This is a genomic window from Shewanella colwelliana ATCC 39565, assembly GCF_000518705.1.
Classification (GTDB): Bacteria; Pseudomonadota; Gammaproteobacteria; order Enterobacterales; family Shewanellaceae; genus Shewanella; species Shewanella colwelliana.
The window spans coordinates 25,273-42,543 of record NZ_JAEC01000006.1; the positions used below are offsets into that span (position 1 = coordinate 25,273).

The 17,271-nt window shown below is 46.3% G+C and carries 15 protein-coding genes and 1 tRNA gene; 5 read left to right on the forward strand and 11 right to left on the reverse strand.

Annotated features, from left to right (window positions below):
* Positions 1-102: 102 nt before the first annotated feature.
* Positions 103-1,386, forward strand: coding sequence for a winged helix-turn-helix domain-containing protein (locus L876_RS0103375; RefSeq protein WP_028762504.1), 1,284 nt, complete (start codon positions 103-105; stop codon positions 1,384-1,386).
* Positions 1,387-1,447: 61 nt separating this feature from the next.
* On the opposite strand, the gene fre is transcribed toward L876_RS0103375, so the two are convergent.
* Both fre and ubiD read right to left on the reverse strand, forming a co-directional pair.
* On the reverse strand, positions 1,448-2,146 hold the full coding sequence (gene fre / locus L876_RS0103380; RefSeq protein ID WP_028762505.1) for an NAD(P)H-flavin reductase: 699 nt from the start codon (positions 2,144-2,146) through the stop codon (positions 1,448-1,450).
* 141 nt (positions 2,147-2,287) lie between these two features.
* The gene (gene ubiD, locus L876_RS0103385; RefSeq protein WP_028762506.1) at positions 2,288-3,769 is read right to left on the reverse strand and encodes a 4-hydroxy-3-polyprenylbenzoate decarboxylase; all 1,482 of its coding nucleotides are present in this window, start codon (positions 3,767-3,769) and stop codon (positions 2,288-2,290) included.
* Positions 3,770-3,936: 167 nt separating this feature from the next.
* Between ubiD and L876_RS0103390 the strand changes: the two genes are divergently transcribed.
* Positions 3,937-4,437 carry a hypothetical protein gene (locus tag L876_RS0103390; RefSeq protein WP_037427918.1) on the forward strand — a complete coding sequence of 167 codons (501 nt, stop codon included), beginning with the start codon at positions 3,937-3,939 and terminating at the stop codon, positions 4,435-4,437.
* A gap of 72 nt (positions 4,438-4,509) precedes the next feature.
* Complete coding sequence (gene yjjG, locus L876_RS0103395) at positions 4,510-5,187, forward strand: pyrimidine 5'-nucleotidase (RefSeq protein WP_028762508.1); 678 nt, start codon at positions 4,510-4,512, stop codon at positions 5,185-5,187.
* A gap of 13 nt (positions 5,188-5,200) precedes the next feature.
* On the opposite strand, the gene L876_RS23145 is transcribed toward yjjG, so the two are convergent.
* A complete protein-coding gene (locus tag L876_RS23145; RefSeq protein ID WP_037427920.1) occupies positions 5,201-5,701 on the reverse strand; it encodes a type II secretion system protein in 501 nt (166 codons plus the stop codon).
* Between the two features lie 179 nt (positions 5,702-5,880).
* On the opposite strand from L876_RS23145, the gene L876_RS0103405 reads away from it, so the two are divergent.
* Positions 5,881-5,971: transfer RNA gene (locus tag L876_RS0103405), tRNA-Ser, on the forward strand.
* 348 nt (positions 5,972-6,319) lie between these two features.
* Here the strand turns inward: L876_RS0103405 and L876_RS0103410 are convergent.
* The 5 genes from L876_RS0103410 to hslV all read right to left on the reverse strand — a co-directional run bounded on the left by L876_RS0103410 (position 6,320) and on the right by hslV (position 10,188).
* Positions 6,320-7,186, reverse strand: coding sequence for an AraC family transcriptional regulator (locus tag L876_RS0103410; protein ID WP_028762510.1), 867 nt, complete (start codon positions 7,184-7,186; stop codon positions 6,320-6,322).
* 79 nt (positions 7,187-7,265) lie between these two features.
* Entirely contained in the window at positions 7,266-7,700 is a 435-nt protein-coding gene (locus tag L876_RS0103415) for a DUF3859 domain-containing protein (RefSeq protein WP_028762511.1), read from the reverse strand.
* A 145-nt stretch (positions 7,701-7,845) separates the two neighbouring features.
* Positions 7,846-8,241, reverse strand: a complete 396-nt coding sequence (locus L876_RS0103420) for a gamma-butyrobetaine hydroxylase family protein (RefSeq protein ID WP_028762512.1) — start codon at positions 8,239-8,241, stop codon at positions 7,846-7,848.
* 43 nt (positions 8,242-8,284) lie between these two features.
* Positions 8,285-9,610, reverse strand: coding sequence for an ATP-dependent protease ATPase subunit HslU (hslU, locus tag L876_RS0103425; protein WP_028762513.1), 1,326 nt, complete (start codon positions 9,608-9,610; stop codon positions 8,285-8,287).
* A 53-nt stretch (positions 9,611-9,663) separates the two neighbouring features.
* Positions 9,664-10,188, reverse strand: a complete 525-nt coding sequence (gene hslV, locus L876_RS0103430) for an ATP-dependent protease subunit HslV (protein ID WP_028762514.1) — start codon at positions 10,186-10,188, stop codon at positions 9,664-9,666.
* A 586-nt stretch (positions 10,189-10,774) separates the two neighbouring features.
* Here hslV and L876_RS0103435 point away from each other — a divergent pair.
* A complete protein-coding gene (locus L876_RS0103435) occupies positions 10,775-12,466 on the forward strand; it encodes a beta strand repeat-containing protein (protein WP_028762515.1) in 1,692 nt (563 codons plus the stop codon).
* 94 nt (positions 12,467-12,560) lie between these two features.
* Here the strand turns inward: L876_RS0103435 and L876_RS0103445 are convergent, their stop codons facing one another.
* The 3 genes from L876_RS0103445 to priA all read right to left on the reverse strand — a co-directional run bounded on the left by L876_RS0103445 (position 12,561) and on the right by priA (position 17,225).
* Entirely contained in the window at positions 12,561-13,145 is a 585-nt protein-coding gene (locus tag L876_RS0103445) for an SPOR domain-containing protein (RefSeq protein WP_028762516.1), read from the reverse strand.
* A gap of 14 nt (positions 13,146-13,159) precedes the next feature.
* Positions 13,160-14,905, reverse strand: coding sequence for an arginine--tRNA ligase (argS, locus tag L876_RS0103450; protein ID WP_028762517.1), 1,746 nt, complete (start codon positions 14,903-14,905; stop codon positions 13,160-13,162).
* A 124-nt stretch (positions 14,906-15,029) separates the two neighbouring features.
* Positions 15,030-17,225: a primosomal protein N' gene (gene priA / locus L876_RS0103455; protein ID WP_028762518.1), complete on the reverse strand. Its 2,196-nt coding sequence runs from the start codon at positions 17,223-17,225 to the stop codon at positions 15,030-15,032.
* Between the last annotated feature and the right edge of the window lie 46 nt (positions 17,226-17,271).

A 17,271-nucleotide genomic window follows, 5' to 3' on the forward strand; every position in this document is an offset into this window, starting at 1 on the left:
GAGTAAGTTATCACAGTAAGTTGTGCAGGTAATAACTAAAATCTTCAATGATAATAACAAGATATTTCTAATGTATGCATATAGAAATGACAGAGGTGTAAGGTGGTTAAAGTTACTCCATATCTGGAGTTCGATGATGAAGCGCAACAGCTTTTCGACCGTACCTGTAGTGAGACGGTTCATTTAACCTTTTCAGAATCGGCGATTTTGGCACATTTGTTGACCATGCCAGACGCTATTTGCGATAAAGACTTGTTATTACAGGTTGGATGGCCAGACCGCGTGGTGGCTGCAACGTCGCTAACACAGTGCATCAGTACGCTGCGTAGAAAGCTCGAACCCTACCCTGAAATTCAATTGAAGACTATTGCCAGACGCGGTTACCAGCTGCATGTGTCGGCAAAATCCCATGTGACCATGCTGGCGGTTAATGATGCTGAATCAATAAAAGATGCATTGATTGATGTGTCATTGATGGTCAAAATCGGCGGCATTTTAGTGTTGCTTGGTATCATAGCAACGCTTTGGTATGGTAGTGACTATCATCAAGTGATGAAGCAGACGGGACATTGGCAAGCGGATAAGAGTATCGACCTAAATATTGGTGGCACGACGCGGCCGTTGACGCTTATCTATCCTCGTGATGAGCAAAGTTTACATCCTTCTATGTGGCAAAAGCATATTGCTCCTGAGACAAACAAGATCGTCGGCATGGATGCATTCAATGGCTTTGCGCTGACTGATGGCAACCACTATTCGGTTGCCACTTGTCCACCAGATGCTGCAGGTAATTGTGTTGGTGAGCACATTATTAATCTTACCGCCACGGACCTCGCCCCGGCAGGGCTAGACATGCAACAATTTATGGCGTTGAGTGAGTTGATGGAAAATAGAATTCGTTTTAATCGAATACTTATCCCTGCTACTGCGTCAGACAGTGCCGACTTAGTCGAGCATCATTATCATGGCGATATCTACTTCCCCGTGGCTAATGAATTGCTGGTACGGGCAGATATGAGTATCTCTATGGTGTATGAAAAACCGTTAAGCGGTAAGTTTTACTCTAGCGCCTGCATTACCGATCAAGACTGTATGACCACGCCAATCAAGTATCAGGTACGAGGTATATTTGAGCAATACCGACAGCAGATTGGTGAACTTGACGTCGATGTATTCCATGTCAAAGTGCAACAAAAGGATTTGATAAAACCGGATGTTGTTAGCGACTCGGCGATGCATTTTTATCGAGAGATCCGTAAGCATAATATTCGTGATGAAGAGCTGTTTTATTACCGTATCTACACAGATAAGGAGACGGCTGTTTGGGTGGTGCCGTTACTTGGTAACCTGATCACTTGGACAAAGTATGAAAAAGTTGCGTTATAGCCGCAGACAGTAAAAAGCCCTAACCGCTGGCGGTTAGGGCTTTTATGAAGCTGGCATTGAGTTATTTTATGAAGGCGAAGGCATCACCATATAGATGTTGCTCTTCTACACCAATAGTGCGGAACACTTCTCGTGCAGCACCCACCATATCGAAACGGCCTGCAATGTATATGTCGTAGCCGTTAAGGCTCACGAAATCTTGCTTTATCTGAGTAAGTAGGTTGGCTTGTTTACCTTCCCAATCAGCGGTTGCTTCTTCGACAACCGGGACGAAATGGAGCCATGGATGAGCTTGATGCCATTGACGGGCAATAGATTCATAATACATCGCATCTTGATTACGGCAGCCCCAATATAGGGTTGTTTCTACTGTTTGCCCCAGGGCAATTTGCTGCTCAACAATACTCTTAATGTAAGAGAAACCGGTACCTCCGGCGATTAACAGACGAGGCCTGCGGCTATCGCTGCGCAGGTAGGCGTCACCACCGGGTGCTTCGATATCGATATACTCACTGTTTTGTAGCTTTTCGACCACTTGCATTGGGTAGCTCTCGCTAACCGCTGCGCCAATGTGCAACTCAATTTTTTCGGCATTAGGTGCTGAAGCAATTGAGAAAGGACGTTTATCTTTTTCACCCATTACGACGCAAAGATATTGACCTGCTTTATAGTCAAAGCCGGTCTCAGGGGCTAATGTTACCTGGTAAACGGCATCATTAAAGGCAGTAACATGTTCTACTTTACAGCGAATGGTGTTCATTAATTTTCCTTCTAGACCCCTCTTTGGGGGCTTGCTTTTACGCTTAATACTTGACTAATTATATCGGTTATTATGTCGCTTGGCGCTACTAAAAATTCAATATGTTAATTATGCTAAATATTTCAGTTGATTAGCGCCTAATTACAGTGTTGGTGCATCATCGATACCCAACTCATCCCATATTTTGTCGACCTTTTGTTTAATGGCCTCGTCCATCACGATAGGGGTGCCCCATTCGCGATCGGTTTCACCAGGCCACTTATTGGTAGCATCCATACCCATTTTGGAACCTAAGCCTGCTACTGGTGAGGCAAAATCAAGGTAATCGATAGGAGTGTTGTCTATCATCACAGTGTCGCGTTTAGGGTCCATACGGGTGGTAATTGCCCAAATGACATCATTCCAATCACGGCAATTAACATCTTCATCGACCACAACAATAAACTTGGTATACATAAACTGACGCAAGAACGACCAAGCGCCCATCATCACCCGTTTAGCATGACCTGGGTATTGCTTACGAATGGAGATCACCGCCATGCGATAAGAGCAGCCTTCAGGCGGTAGATAAAAGTCGATAATTTCTGGGTATTGCTTACGTAATATCGGCACAAATACTTCATTGAGCGCCACACCTAGCATGGCTGGCTCATCGGGTGGACGGCCTGTATAGGTGCTGTGGTAGATGGCATCTTTGCGATGGGTAATATGGGTTACGGTAAACACAGGGAACTCATCGGTTTCATTGTAATAACCTGTATGGTCACCATAAGGGCCCTCTTCTGCCATCTCATTTGGATCGATATAACCTTCTAAGATAATTTCGCTGGTGGCAGGGACTTCAAGGTCGCAGCTAAGCGCCTTACAAACTTCGGTGCGCTCACCACGGAGTAACCCTGCAAAAGCGTACTCACTCATAGAGTCTGGTACGGGGGTCACAGCACCTAAAATCGTCACGGGGTCGCTGCCTAGGGCTACAACCACAGGGTAACGCTCACCTGGGTGTTTCTCTTTAAAATCTTTAAAGTCGAGTGCGCCACCGCGATGGTCAAGCCAGCGCATGATCAGCTTATCTTTGCCTAACAGCTGCTGACGATAGATACCTAAATTTTGTCGTTTTTGACGTGGCCCCTTGGTGATGGTGAGTCCCCAAGTGACCAGTGGCGCGACATCTCCAGGCCAGCAATGTTGAATTGGCAGTTGGGTTAAATCGACATCATCACCTGTTAACACCACCTCTTGGCAAGGCGCATTGCGTACCGTTTTAGGTGGCATGTTCAGTGCTTGCTTAAACATTGGGATTTTAGCAATCGCATCTTTAAAACCACGAGGAGGCTCTGGCTCTTTCAAAAAGGCCAATAGCTCGCCTACATCGCGCAGTGCCAGTGGGTCTTCTTTGCCTAAGGCCATGGCAACACGCTTAGGTGTGCCAAATAAGTTGGCCAGCACGGGCATGGTTTTGCCAACAGGATTTTCAAACAGTAATGCAGGGCCCTTGGCACGCAAGACACGGTCGGCGATCTCTGTCATCTCTAAATGTGGATCGACAGCATAGCTAATACGTTTAAGTTCACCATTGCTTTCAAGGTGATCAATGAAACTGCGTAAATCCTTAAAACTCATATGGAAATACTCGTGCTGAGAAAAATGTGATATGGCGCGCACTATACCATTTTTGAGCGCTATTCCCAAATGACTTCAGTGGTCAGTTAGTGACAGTAGAGCCTTGCTTTGACCCTTAGTGGAATCGGCGTAAACTGGCAGGAATATTCACGGCGGGAATAGGTGATATGAATAAGATAAGACAAGCTAAAACGAGTGGGCTGTTTTTGCTGCTGAGTATCGGTTTTGGATTATGCTCAGTATCTATTAATGCGTCGGAATTAGCGCGGCATCATGATCGCTTTCAGTGGACCAGTAATGTTTGGGTGCAACCAACATGGAGCTCAAGTTGGGGAGTCGGCTGGCACAATGGTTATGGTGATCCTTGGCGAGTCGGTATTGGGTTTAATACAGGTTATCCCTATTGGAATCATCATTACCGTCCTTACTGGAGAAACAGTTGGCGTTACCCTTATCGTTATGAGCGGCGTGAATATGTAGAAGAACCTAAGCCGCGCGTGATCGCGCCATCGCAGAGCATCACCACTAGCGTACAGGTTAGCCATGGGATTAAGCGTTTACCCGCCAATGCAAGAGTCAAGCAGAAGAACGGCCGTACTGTCTATGAGTGGCAAGGTATTGAGTACGTTTATGATTGGACAACTGAGCGTTACAAGGTAATAGAGTAAGCTCGCTTGGTTTAGTGCTTACTATTAGAATGAGTTGTTTTTGATGGTTGAATTAAAAAGTTGGAGAGTTTGATGAAGTACCAATGGATATTGTTTGATGCCGACGAAACCCTGTTTCATTTCGATGCATTTAAGGGATTGCGTCTTATGTTCTCGCGTTTTGGCGTGGATTTTACTCGTGAGGACTTTGATATTTATCAAACCGTTAATTTACCTCTTTGGGTTGACTATCAAGACGGAAAAATTAGTGCTGCGCATCTACAAGTCACACGTTTTCAGGCTTGGGCTGAAAAGCTGAAAGTCAGCGCGCAGCAATTGAATGATGCCTTTTTAACGGCAATGGCCGACATTTGTACTTTATTGCCTGGCGCTGAAGAGTTAGTTAATGCGCTACATGGCAAAGTCAACATGGGCATTATCACTAATGGATTCACCGCGCTACAAACCATACGTTTACAGCGCACCGGTTTATTACATGCTTTTTGTCCCGTAGTGATTTCAGAAGAAGTTGGTGTCGCGAAGCCCGATTTGGCTATTTTTGAACATGCACTCTCTCAGATGAATCATCCAGCCAGAGAACACGTGCTGATGGTGGGCGATAATCCTCATTCTGATATTCAAGGGGGACTCAATGCGGGTTTTGATACGTGTTGGCTAAATCATAGCAACCAGCTGACGCCTGAAGGGATCATGCCTCACTATCAGGTGAGCTCTTTGGTGGAGCTACAGCAGTTACTATTTAAGCCATAAGTAGACTGGCTGTTCAGCAGCCCGTTACGACAATCTCGAAACTCGGTGCCTGATTGCTGCTCTGAGCCTGCGTATATTTCAGGTAGCAGTTGTCCCCGCTCGATTTTTTACTTGGATGCATAAAACGGATAAAGGGTTCCGCTTTATTATTGTGGAAGTACCAGTCGGCAGGGTCATCGGCATTAAATATGGCATCGGCAAAAGTGGCCTGCAACAGCAGATCCCAAGCATTGGCTGAGTCTGCTGCAGGATATCCATAGGCGAGTTCGACCTGATCGCCATTGAGACTAATTTGAGTGCTGGGCTGGGTGGCTAAGTTTTCGATCACAGCCTTGGCGTGTACTTGTGGCAGCGTGCCGCTCATTTCACCTTTCAAGCCTTGCAAGGCGGCAATCCTAGCGTCCGACTGGATATTGATGAATTTAGGCAGTGCGACTGTCGCCAATATCGCCAAGATAATGATGGTGACGACCAACTCTATCAGTGTAAATCCGTTTTGTTTTATTGCATTCAATACCAAGTTGTTTGCGTTTATTTTATACCGCGAAACATGAATCGACAGCTGAATACGGATAAAAAGGTTGTTTTTAAGGCATTTGTCAGCAAAAAGCGCCTTAATGGATTATTTGTTGCTCAGTTAGTGAAATTTGGGCTTTACATTTAAAGTCCATTTCCTTACTATTCTCGGCGTTCGGAGAGATGGCAGAGTGGTCGAATGCACCGGTCTTGAAAACCGGCACGGGTTTATAGCCCGTCTAGGGTTCAAATCCCTATCTCTCCGCCACATTAAGAAAAAAGGCTTCCAGTAATGGAAGCCTTTTTTCGTTTAATTTAATGTCTTTTATAAAAGGCTTACCAAAGCAGCTTTAACAGGGATTTCGATTGTTTAAAGCCAGCTATCTCAGTGCCACAATAAGAAAGTCCATTATCGAAAGATAACGGGCTTTCTGCTATTTGTACTGTTTTAACTGAATCACTTGAACCTAGAGTTCTTTTTTCTCGTTTAGTTTGATGTCTCTTTAAAAAGGCTTATGAAAACGGTTTGAGCCCTGAGATTCTCGGTTTTTATAGTGATACCTTTCAGATAAGCGCAAGTTTCAAGCCTCAAACTTTCTCTCCGTTAGATAAACATCTAACTCAACGCAAAATAGATATCCGTGACTAATTCGTGTTCTGCAACTTCGGGGAAGAAGTTGTGGTATTCAAAGTAGAGTGGAAAGTCTCTCAGTTCTTCGCCACTGTCTGGTAGCCACTCGCGATAGAACTGATAGATTTTCGCATCCATTTGGTCGTGTGAACCATGATGACGGATCACTGCGCAGCGCCCACCTGGAATGAGCTTGGTTATTACGCCAAAGTCATTGGCGGCAACATCCTGATTGACTGAGCCACAGATATCGAAGCGAAATGCGTCGGGCGTGACCGTATTTGGGTCATTTAAGGGAATGCCTAAGGTTTGACTGCTGGCCACAGGAGACTCGCCACTCTGTTTACGCCATGCGATGAATTGTTGAATCGATTGGTTGAGTGATGCAGGGCTGCCCTGATGCTCCAGCGCCGCCACCTTAATGTTGCCTGTCTGGCTGATATTAACTTGCACAGTTTCTCTCCTTGTGATGTTAACGTTGGCATATTGTGCGCTCCATGCTTCCCACTTAGGGGTTAACCTGAACTGAGACGGTGTTTGTTGGAACTGCGCTTTAAAAGCTCTCGAGAAGGATTCGCTGTTTTCGAATCCTGCACTGAGGGCGATGTCGGTGATTTTCAGTTGTGGATGAAACACCAAGCGATAGGAGGCGCGCTTAAGGCGTAACATAGTGATGTATTTGCCTACATTGATGCCGGTATAGACCTGAAATTGACGATGGAAATGATATTTAGAAAAGTGCGCGACGGCGCTGAGCTGTTCGACACTGAGGGGCTGCTCCAGATGTTTGGCAATATAGTCGCAAACCGCCTCGATACGAGTACTGTATAGGTGCTGAGCTTCTTTGTTCATATCCATCTCGTTTTCAAGTGAGAGGTTATTGTGCGTTGATGGGACAGTTTATACCTGACCGAAATTGCTCAATAGTGCTTTAAAAGCCTCTGTGTTTCCAAAAGGCGGAGATCTGGCTATCTTCGTCGTTCAAATGCACATTAAAGGTTTTCTCCGCGACAACTTTGCCTTTTAGTTCTAGCGTCATACGCCATTTGCCGACTTTATTGTATTCGGGTGCCCAGATGGTGTCACCGAGGTAAAACTTCCAGTCATTGGATTCGACATATACCTCGCCATCAAATGGTGGGCGGACATCACCGTTATCATCAGGAATGCTGGGATGATAAATGCAATATCTTAGTTTTTGGTTCTTGGCTTTTTTGATGTTGGCGATAAAGCCAAATTCGACATCAATCTCGGCGGGAACATGCACCGTTGCTTTAGTGAGCTTAGGTAACGCTGCGCTCTCGGCATCCCATTGGGTAAATATACCTGTATGTATGATGGTGACATCGGCTTTTAACTTGGACACAAAAGCACTCAGTGGTGGTGAAAACCACTAGTTTAGCAATCTGTCGTGCGGCTTACTAGGGGGTTAAATAGCAAAGGGGTTGCTGTGGCAACCCCTGCTAATCATGTAAATCGTAGAGACTCTTTACCTTGTCGAAGGCACGGATCTATTGGTGATATTTCACCGCCATATCAATAAGTGGCTCACGACTGGCTTTTTCTGCACGCAGTCTGGCTAGATAGTTCTCCCAGCACTCGACCTGATTTACCGCGAGATCATGCAGCACTTTCCAAGAGTAAAGTCCGGTATCATGGCCATCGTCGAATACGATTTTTACCGCGTAGTTACCCACTGGTGTAATGGCGGTGATATTGACGTTTTTTTTGTGGGTGACCAATACAGGATTACCATGGCCATGTACTTCTGCAGGGGGCGAATAAACTCGTAGTAGCTCACAGCTAAGTGAGTAAGTTTTCTCATCGGCAAAGGTGACCTCTAACAGGCGTGATTTACGCTTGAGTTTGAGACCGGTAACAAGAGGGTCTTTTGCTTGAGCTGTCATTGGGTGGCCTTTTATGAAAATAGGGCCTTAGGCCCTATTGATATTACAAAATGAAGCGACTGAGATCTTCATCTTGGACTAAGTTATCCAGATGCGCATTCACATAGTCGGCATCAATCACTGTGCTACTACCTGATTTGTCTGATGCCTCGAAGGAAAGATCTTCCATTAGGCGCTCCATAACGGTGTGTAGACGACGGGCACCAATGTTTTCAGTGCGCTCGTTCACTTGCCATGCAGCTTCAGCAATACGATCGATACCAGTTTCACTAAACTCAACCTTAACGCCTTCAGTTCCCATTAGCGCCACATACTGTTCAGTCAGTGAAGCATGAGGTTCAGTTAAAATACGTTTGAAGTCATTTGCAGTTAACGCTTGTAATTCAACACGAATAGGCAATCGACCCTGAAGCTCTGGAATTAAATCAGATGGCTTGGACATTTGAAATGCGCCCGATGCAATAAACAGAATATGGTCAGTTTTAACCATGCCATGTTTAGTGGTCACGGTGCAGCCTTCTACGAGCGGCAGTAGATCACGCTGTACCCCTTCACGAGAAACGTCTGGACCAGATGACTCGCCGCGTTTACAGATCTTATCTATCTCATCGAGGAACACGATACCGTGTTGCTCTACCAGCTCAATAGCTTGCTCTTTAAGGTCATCTTGATTAACTAATTTGGCCGCTTCCTCTTCTATGAGCAGCTTATAGGCCTCTTTGATTGGCATCTTACGACGCTTGCTGGCTCCTGGCCCCATATTTTGGAACATGCTCTGCAATTGATTGGTCATCTCTTCCATGCCTGGTGGAGACATGATCTCAATGCCTACTTGTGGCGCAGAGATATCGATTTCAATCTCTTTGTCGTTCAGTTGACCTTCGCGCAGCTTTTTGCGAAATACCTGACGAGTGGCTGAATTGTCTTGATTTTCGCTATCCCAATCCTCTTTTGGCTTAGGCAGCAAAGCATCAAGAATACGCTCTTCGGCGGCTTCTTCGGCTCTAAATTTACACTTAGCCATCTGCTCTTCACGGGTAAGCTTAATGGCGGCATCGGTGAGATCGCGAATGATCTGCTCGACTTCTTTGCCCACATAACCCACCTCGGTGAATTTGGTGGCTTCAACCTTGATAAATGGGGCTTTAGCGAGTTTGGCTAGACGACGGGCAATTTCAGTTTTACCGACACCCGTTGGGCCGATCATCAAGATGTTTTTAGGGGTGACTTCTTGGCGCAGATCCGCTTCGAGCTGCATTCGGCGCCAGCGGTTACGCAGGGCGATAGCAACAGAACGTTTGGCGGCTTGTTGGCCAATGATGTGACTATCCAGCTCGTGAACAATCTCTCTCGGCGTCATCTCAGACATAGTTTTCCCTTAATGCAGATGCATAGGTTATTGATTTCGAGCTTAACTCAAAATCAGTAATTGAGTTCTTCAATCGTTTTAAACTGGTTGGTGAACACGCAGATATCACCAGCAATAGTTAACGACTTTTCAGCGATCTCTTTGGCACTTAGCTCGGTATTCTCTAATAGCGCCGTTGCAGAGGCTTGAGCGAAATTACCACCAGAGCCGATAGCAATCAGATCGTTCTCGGGTTGTACTACGTCACCATTACCCGTAATGATCAATGAGCATTCACTGTCGGCGACAGCCAGCAGCGCCTCAAGTTTACGTAGCACTTTATCTGAACGCCAATCTTTGGCCATCTCGACAGCGGCGCGCATTAAATGACCTTGGTGCATCTCTAATTTGGCTTCAAAGCGCTCGAAGAGCGTGAATGCGTCAGCGGTACCGCCTGCAAAGCCTGCTAATACTTTGTTGTGATAAAGGCGTCGAACCTTTTTTGCGTTTCCTTTCATCACTGTATTACCCAGTGATACTTGGCCGTCACCGGCTATGACAACTTGATTGTTGCGACGTACTGAAACGATTGTGGTCACGATATTTCCTCTTCTCTAGCCGAAGGGTAGGAAACCCGTCGGTGGACAATGTTTAAGATATGGGGGATGGGGTTTGGAAATTCAAGGGATGAAAGTCGTCGTTGATTAACTATCCCTCTATTTTAAGACTTAGGTGAGTGTAAGTGGCCAGAATGTCGATGTTTACTGCATTGTTCTGCGTAAAAAGTACTACATAATCGCTAATACTTTAGTGGGGGTTGGTGTGAGTAAAACTAGTCTATTGGTGTCTTTTGTTTAATACCTTAGCTGGATGATGAAAAGGTGTTCAAGCAGCATACTTTTGCCTGTTAGCGCTAGCTAACGGTTTTTCTCGGAGATCGAGAATCAAGAAATAGGTCGCTGTGCATATTGTCAGCTAGCTGAAGTGCATGGTGAAGGTTGTTTGGGGACGTTGACTCATTGAGTTCATCGGGTTGCGCTCCAGTATCTAGTAATCGCAAGTTTCTAGCGCGGTGTTCAAAGCGCATATGAATATTGCTCAGGACAACATCATTGTTCGTCGATGGTGATTTGGTTGGCCAACGAAATGGCTAATCTAACTCTTATTTTGTAAAGGATATTACAGATGACAAAGCTACTTCCACTGGCCGCTGCTATCGCAATGGCATTCGGTACTGCTCACGCTGCAGAGAGTACTGCGACTACGTCTCAAAATGGTTCAGGTAATACAGCAACAACGATGCAAACGGGTACCAATCACAATGCGACAATCGTAACGTCTTTGGGTAATAGCAGCTCTGCTGCTGTCACCCAATCTGGTGATGCTCAGCTAGCGAATATTACTCAGGCTGGCGGCGTTGATAGCTCAAGCGCAATCATTAATCAGACAGTGCAATCAAACACTGCCAGTATTAATCAGGTACACATGTTTAATACCCAAGCCTTGGTTAACCAAAATGGTACTGGTAACAATGCAGGCGTTGATCAACAGCACGTAGATGACACCTCTGCAACCGTACAGCAAGATGGTGAAAGTAACGTCGCAGATGTTAGACAGTATGGCTTCGGTATCCACAACCCAGCTGGCTCAAGCATTACCCAAACAGGTAATCGTAATAATGCGACTTCAGATCAAGATACATCGACTGATGCGCTATCGACGATTACTCAAACGGGTAATGGTAATACAGCAAATGTTGATCAATTGAATGGTGCTGAGCGCTCAGAGGTTTTAGTGACGCAAACAACCAATAACTCAACGGCTGCAGCGACGCAAAACAATTCAGCTGACTCTAGAGTGACGATTACTCAGAATAGCAGTGTTGCTTCAGCGACAGTGACGCAGTCTAACGGTGGATTCAACACCGCTTCTGTGACGCAAACTGACTTCAGTGACACAGCGTCGGCAACAGTGACACAAAATGGCAATAACAATGACGTGACGACTTACCAAGAGCATGTAATCAACACCACGTTAAATGTTTCTCAAAATGGTGATCAGAACACCGCATCTGTCAATCAAGAACATGTTAATAACAGCACAGCGTCAGTTGATGTGACGGGCAGTAGTAATACGTCAACGGTACGTCAATATGGCTTTGGCGCTCATGAGCCTGCATCTGCGACTGTGGTAACTGCTGGTAATTTAAACAATGTTAATATCAATCAAGATGACTCTTTCCAAGCGGTAGCAAGTGTTAATCAAGTGGGTGATAGTAACGTTGCTCTAGTGGCTCAATTAAATGAGTCAGACAACTCTAAGGTTTCTATTTCTCAAATTGATGCGAGTCAAAGCGGTAACGTTAATGTGGTACAGGATCAAGCCGAAAATTCGTTTGTAACAGTACAGCAGTCAGCGGTATCTGGTTCAGTGGTGGTTGTGACTCAAGGCCCAGGTTCTGCGTTGACCGCTAATGTAACACAGACAGGTTCTGTTGGTGGCAGCGCAACTGTAGACCAAGATGGCTCAACGCAAAATGCGACCGTTAACCAAGGTGGTCTAGATAATATTGCTAACGTCTATCAAACTGCATCATTAAATATGGCGAATGTTAGCCAGTTTGGTGAGTTTGGAACGGCTGATATTGACCAAACTGGTGCAGACAACGAAGGTTGGGTAAACCAGTCTGGTGGCGCTTATAACGACGCAGTATTGCTGCAAGATGGTTCTGAAAACTACGCTAGCATTACGCAATCAGGTGTAGGTTTTGATGGTTCGCAAAACCTAGCGACGATTAATCAGCATGGCACAACAGATTGGGCTTCAATTACCCAAACTGGCGGTGCAGGTAATACAGCGACTATTACTCAAAACTAATAGGGTTTAGGGTAGTAAAATGTAAAAAAAAGCCAGCTTTTGCTGGCTTTTTTATTATCTATTGGGCACTCAGGTTGTTGAGTGTAGACTGGCATTAACTGCCTTCCCAAAACCAAATTTGGCAACCATTTAAACCGCCACGTTGCAATATATGACGATGTTTCTCTGCAGCACGTTTGCGATCATAAGGGCCTAAAACAACCTTATACCAAATACCACTGCTCCCTTCGACTTTACGCACTTGTGCTTCAAGCCCTTGGAAAGCGATCATGGCTTTCATTTGGTCTGCTTGAGATTGCTTTCTAAAGGAGCCACACTGCATCTGATAAGGGCGAGTCGGCGCGGTATTTTCTGGAATATCCACCTCAACTTGCTTGTTTTCTAACTCCTGCTGATAGGTCCACTCTTCCTTTGGTTTTGGCGGTAGCGCATTAGGATCTTTCTTCTGCACCTGCGGCTTAGCAGGTTGAACAACCACAGGTTCAGGTGTTGTGTCCGTTGCGCTGTCGTTAATGCTCCAAAGAAAATAGCCGAAGCCACCCACTAAACTGACAGTAACTAAAGATAGCAGCAGTGGGAAACGCTTTGGCGCAGGCTGGGCAGACTTGCGTCTGCCCCCTTTAGCCTTGGTTCGTCCTTTGGACGCTGGCTTTCTATTTGCGTAATCGCGATTGCTCATCTTACCGCCTTACTTTACATGCGCTCTAAGGTTTCGATGCCAAGTAGATCTAAACCTTGCTTTAATGTTTTAGCAGTAAGTTGTGACAGCAGTAAGCGACTCTTCTTCTCTGCTTCTGAATCAGCAGCCAGTACCGGGCACGCTTCATAGAAGCTAGAGAATGCGCCAGCAAGCTCAAATAGGTAACCACATAGTGCATGTGGCTGACCTTTAGCGACCATACGGTTTAGCACTTCGCCAAATTGCGCCAGTTTGCTGCCGAGTTCTTTCTCTTTATCGTGCTCAAGCTTAATACTTGCATCACTGAGATCGATATCTGCAGCACGTTTGAAAATACCCGCGACGCGAGTATAGGCGTAAAGTAGGTAGGGGGCTGTGTTGCCTTCAAAGCTCAGCATCTGCTCAAAGCTAAAGATATAATCGCTGGCACGGTTTTTAGATAGGTCAGCATATTTTACTGAACTAATGCCGACAACTTTAGCAATCTGTTCTAGCTCTTGCTGGTCCATATCTGGATTTTTACTACGCACTAACTCTAAGGCTCGAGTTTCCGCTTCGCTCAGCAGATCAACTAATTTAACTACGCCACCAGAACGAGTTTTGAATGGGCGACCATCTTCTCCGTTCATGGTGCCAAAGCCCATGTGTTCAAGGCTCATTTCTGGCTTGACGAACTTGGCCTTACGCGCCAGGTTAAACACTTGTTGGAAGTGCAGGCCTTGGCGTAAATCAACAAAATAAAGTGCGCGATCGGCGTTAAGCACATTTGAACGGTAGCGCATAGCAGCCATATCGCTGGTCGCATACAGATAACCACCATCGGCCTTTTGGATGATCACTGGGAGTGGTTCACCCTCTTTGGTTTTAAATTCCTCTTGGAATACCACTTTGGCGCCATTGCTTTCAGCGAGTAAGCCTTGGGTGTCCAAATCGAGCACGACTTGCGCTAAGTCGTCGTTGTAGGCACTTTCACCGCGAACATCGGCGCGAGTTAGGCTGACACCTAAGCGGGCATAGACATCGTGGCAGTGACTCAATGAGATGTCGTTAAACTCTTGCCATAGTTTGTTGCAGTAGGCGTCGCCTGACTGAAGTTCAACCACGAGCTTACGGGCACGGGTGGCAAACTCTTCTGACTCATCGAAACGTACTTTTGCTGCGCGATAGAAGCTTTCTAAATCTGACAGCTCCATTTGAGCCTGTTCGCCATTTTTGGCGCGCAGCTCTTCCATGTAGGCCAGTAGCATACCAAATTGGGTACCCCAATCGCCTACGTGGTTTTGACGGATCACCTTATGGCCTTGAAACTCCAGTGCACGTACCACACTGTCACCAATGATGGTTGAACGTAGGTGGCCTACATGCATCTCTTTGGCGAGGTTGGGGGACGAGTAATCAACGACCACGGTTTGTGGTGTCGGTAATACCACGCCTAAGTGCTCATCTTTGAGTGCAGCCATCAATTGATTAGCTAAGGCGCTTTCATCGATAAAGAAGTTGATGAAACCTGGGCCTGCGATCTCTACTTTTGAGACTTGGCTATCTTGAGGCAGGCTATCGATAATTAGCTGGGCTAATTCACGCGGATTTTTACGCGCCACTTTGGTTAACATCATGGCTAAGTTGGTGGCAAAATCACCGTGAGTTTTGTCTTTAGTTCGGTCTACCTGAATACGCGCTTCAAAATCGGCAGGAATGATCGCCTGCTGTTTTAGGGTATTGATGGCTTGTTCGAGCAAAGATTGAATATGTGATTTCATTGGCGTTTAATCGACAGTTACTTAAGATAAAAAGATTCAGGGATAACCGCGTATTTTAGCCGCTACTGGTGGCTAATTGCTATCCTCTAAGGCGAAATAACCCATCTATTTTGCATATTTTTAATTACAAAAGATCTTGTGGGTCACGATCTAGGCTCCAGCGACACTTTTTTGCCAAGGGGAGGGCTTCGATTTGTGGCAGCGCGACCTCGAACGAATGCTGCAGTTGACTACGTTCTTTTGTTTGAAACATGAGTTGACGACGGAATTTACCCGCTTTCTTATCCATCGGCGCTGGCATAGGGCCAATCACTTCGCAGTTATCATTTTGCGGCAAGATGGCGGCCACTTGATTAAGAAACTCATCGGCATCTTCTGGTCGATGTGCTTCGGCACGCAGCAGTAGCATGTGCCAAGCTGGTGGCAGCAGGGCTTGTTTACGCTCTTCCAGTTGACCGCGCGCAAACTCGCCGTAACCTTTGTGCATGAGCTCTCGTAGTATTGGATTGTCGCACTGATGAGTTTGCAGTAATACTGTTCCAGCTTTACGCGCGCGGCCTGCACGGCCTGAGACTTGTGTGTAGAGCTGCCCAAATCGCTCAGGTGCTCTAAAGTCGGCGCTAAATAGTGCACCATCGACATCAAGAAGGCCGACTAAGGTAACATCGGGAAAGTGATGTCCCTTTGCAAGCATCTGTGTGCCAACTAGGATTTTATATTCCCCTTTATGAATAGCGTTAAGGTGGCCTTCTAGCGCGCCTTTTCGGCTGGTGGTATCTCTGTCGATACGCACTACTGGGTATTTAGGAAACTCCTTGGTTAACGCTTCGGCAAGTTGCTCGGTGCCGACACCTTGCCCCATCAGCATTGTACTGCCACATTGATGACATTGGCGCGGAATCGCATAGTGATTACCGCAATGGTGGCAGCGGATCTCGCCTAAGGACTGATGCACGGTAAAGAAGGCATCACAACGGTCACATTCATGGAGGTGACCGCACTCATGGCACAACAACGCTGGTGAAAAGCCGCGACGATTGAGAAATAGTAATACTTGATTGCCTGCATCTAGATGAATACGCATTTCGTTAAGCAATGCGTGAGACAGGCCATTTTTTAGCGGTTGGTTACGTATGTCGACAATGCCTTGGCGGACTTTTTCTGCGGCGCCTGCACGCTGGCCTAAGCTTAAGTGGTGATAGCGTCCACTTAATGCATTTTGTAGAGTCTCCAGCGATGGCGTTGCACTGCCTAGCAGCACAGGGATCTTCTCTAAATGGCCACGCATAACGGCTAAGTCGCGGGCGTGATAACCGACACCTTCTTGCTGTTTGAAGCTGCTGTCATGTTCTTCGTCTAAGATTATCAGTCCTGGGTAGGGCATTGGTGTGAAGAGCGCCGAACGAGTACCGATAATAATCGCCGCTTCACCGCTTCGGGCCTGTCGCCAAGCGTTTAACCTTTGATTGTCGGTAAGGCCTGAATGGATCACCGCAACCTGTACATTAAATCTATGTTTAAACCTACTAATGGTTTGTGGTGTCAGGCCGATCTCAGGCACCAAAATAAGTGCCTGTAAGCCTTTTTTTAGCACACTCTCTAGCAGTGCTAGATACACCTCTGTTTTCCCTGAGCCTGTAATACCCTCTAGTAGTGTGCAGTGATACCCGCTTTGCTGATTAAGCGTGGCAACGGCGATAGCTTGTTCTGGGTTGAGTTGGTGAGGGTCTTCGCCAAGCGTCAATTCCTCTCGCCATGATAGGTCAAGCGCTTTGGCGCGAACCTCTTTAGCTATCCAACCTCGCTCAAGCAACGCTTTTAACGCAGCCTTACTCAGCTCAAGAGCATTGACTTCCTCTTGGGTTAAAGCGCGCTCAAGAAATAGAGTCATCACTTTTCTTTGTGCCGGAGCTCTTTTTAAGGTGTCTAAGTCAGCTGACTTTCCGTCGGGTGTTGCCAGAAAAAAGGTAGTGCTATTTGCGGTGACTTCGGCCCCTTTTCTCAGTGCAACGGGGAGGGCTTGCGAGAGCATCTGTCCAACACTGCAAAAATAGTAGCGGGCCGCCCAATGGGTCAATTTGTATAGTGAGTCAGGTAGTAGTGGTGCATCATCGAGAAATTCAATGACAGACTTTATCTGCTGAGGCGTGAGTGAGCAGGTGTTGCTTATGTCTGTGACTAAGCCAATTAGTTGCTGCCTGCCGAAGGGAACTTTTACCCTAATACCTTTATGTACGCGATGTTCATCTGCAGCGTTCACTTGATAACTGAAAGATTGACGCATAGGAACAGGCAGGGCAACTTCGACGAACACGGGCATAGTTTATCTAAAAATCGGTTGAGAGATGATTGAAGTGTAACGACCC

Coding starts and splice junctions, on each gene's coding strand:
- fre (WP_028762505.1), bottom strand. CDS start 2,146: ATGAACACCATTCGCTGTAAAGTAGAACATGTTACTGCCTTTAATGAT.
- ubiD (WP_028762506.1), bottom strand. CDS start 3,769: ATGAGTTTTAAGGATTTACGCAGTTTCATTGATCACCTTGAAAGCAAT.
- L876_RS0103390 (WP_037427918.1), top strand. CDS start 3,937: ATGAATAAGATAAGACAAGCTAAAACGAGTGGGCTGTTTTTGCTGCTG.
- yjjG (WP_028762508.1), top strand. CDS start 4,510: ATGAAGTACCAATGGATATTGTTTGATGCCGACGAAACCCTGTTTCAT.
- L876_RS0103410 (WP_028762510.1), bottom strand. CDS start 7,186: ATGAACAAAGAAGCTCAGCACCTATACAGTACTCGTATCGAGGCGGTT.
- L876_RS0103420 (WP_028762512.1), bottom strand. CDS start 8,241: ATGACAGCTCAAGCAAAAGACCCTCTTGTTACCGGTCTCAAACTCAAG.
- hslU (WP_028762513.1), bottom strand. CDS start 9,610: ATGTCTGAGATGACGCCGAGAGAGATTGTTCACGAGCTGGATAGTCAC.
- L876_RS0103435 (WP_028762515.1), top strand. CDS start 10,775: ATGACAAAGCTACTTCCACTGGCCGCTGCTATCGCAATGGCATTCGGT.
- L876_RS0103445 (WP_028762516.1), bottom strand. CDS start 13,145: ATGAGCAATCGCGATTACGCAAATAGAAAGCCAGCGTCCAAAGGACGA.
- argS (WP_028762517.1), bottom strand. CDS start 14,905: ATGAAATCACATATTCAATCTTTGCTCGAACAAGCCATCAATACCCTA.
- priA (WP_028762518.1), bottom strand. CDS start 17,225: ATGCCCGTGTTCGTCGAAGTTGCCCTGCCTGTTCCTATGCGTCAATCT.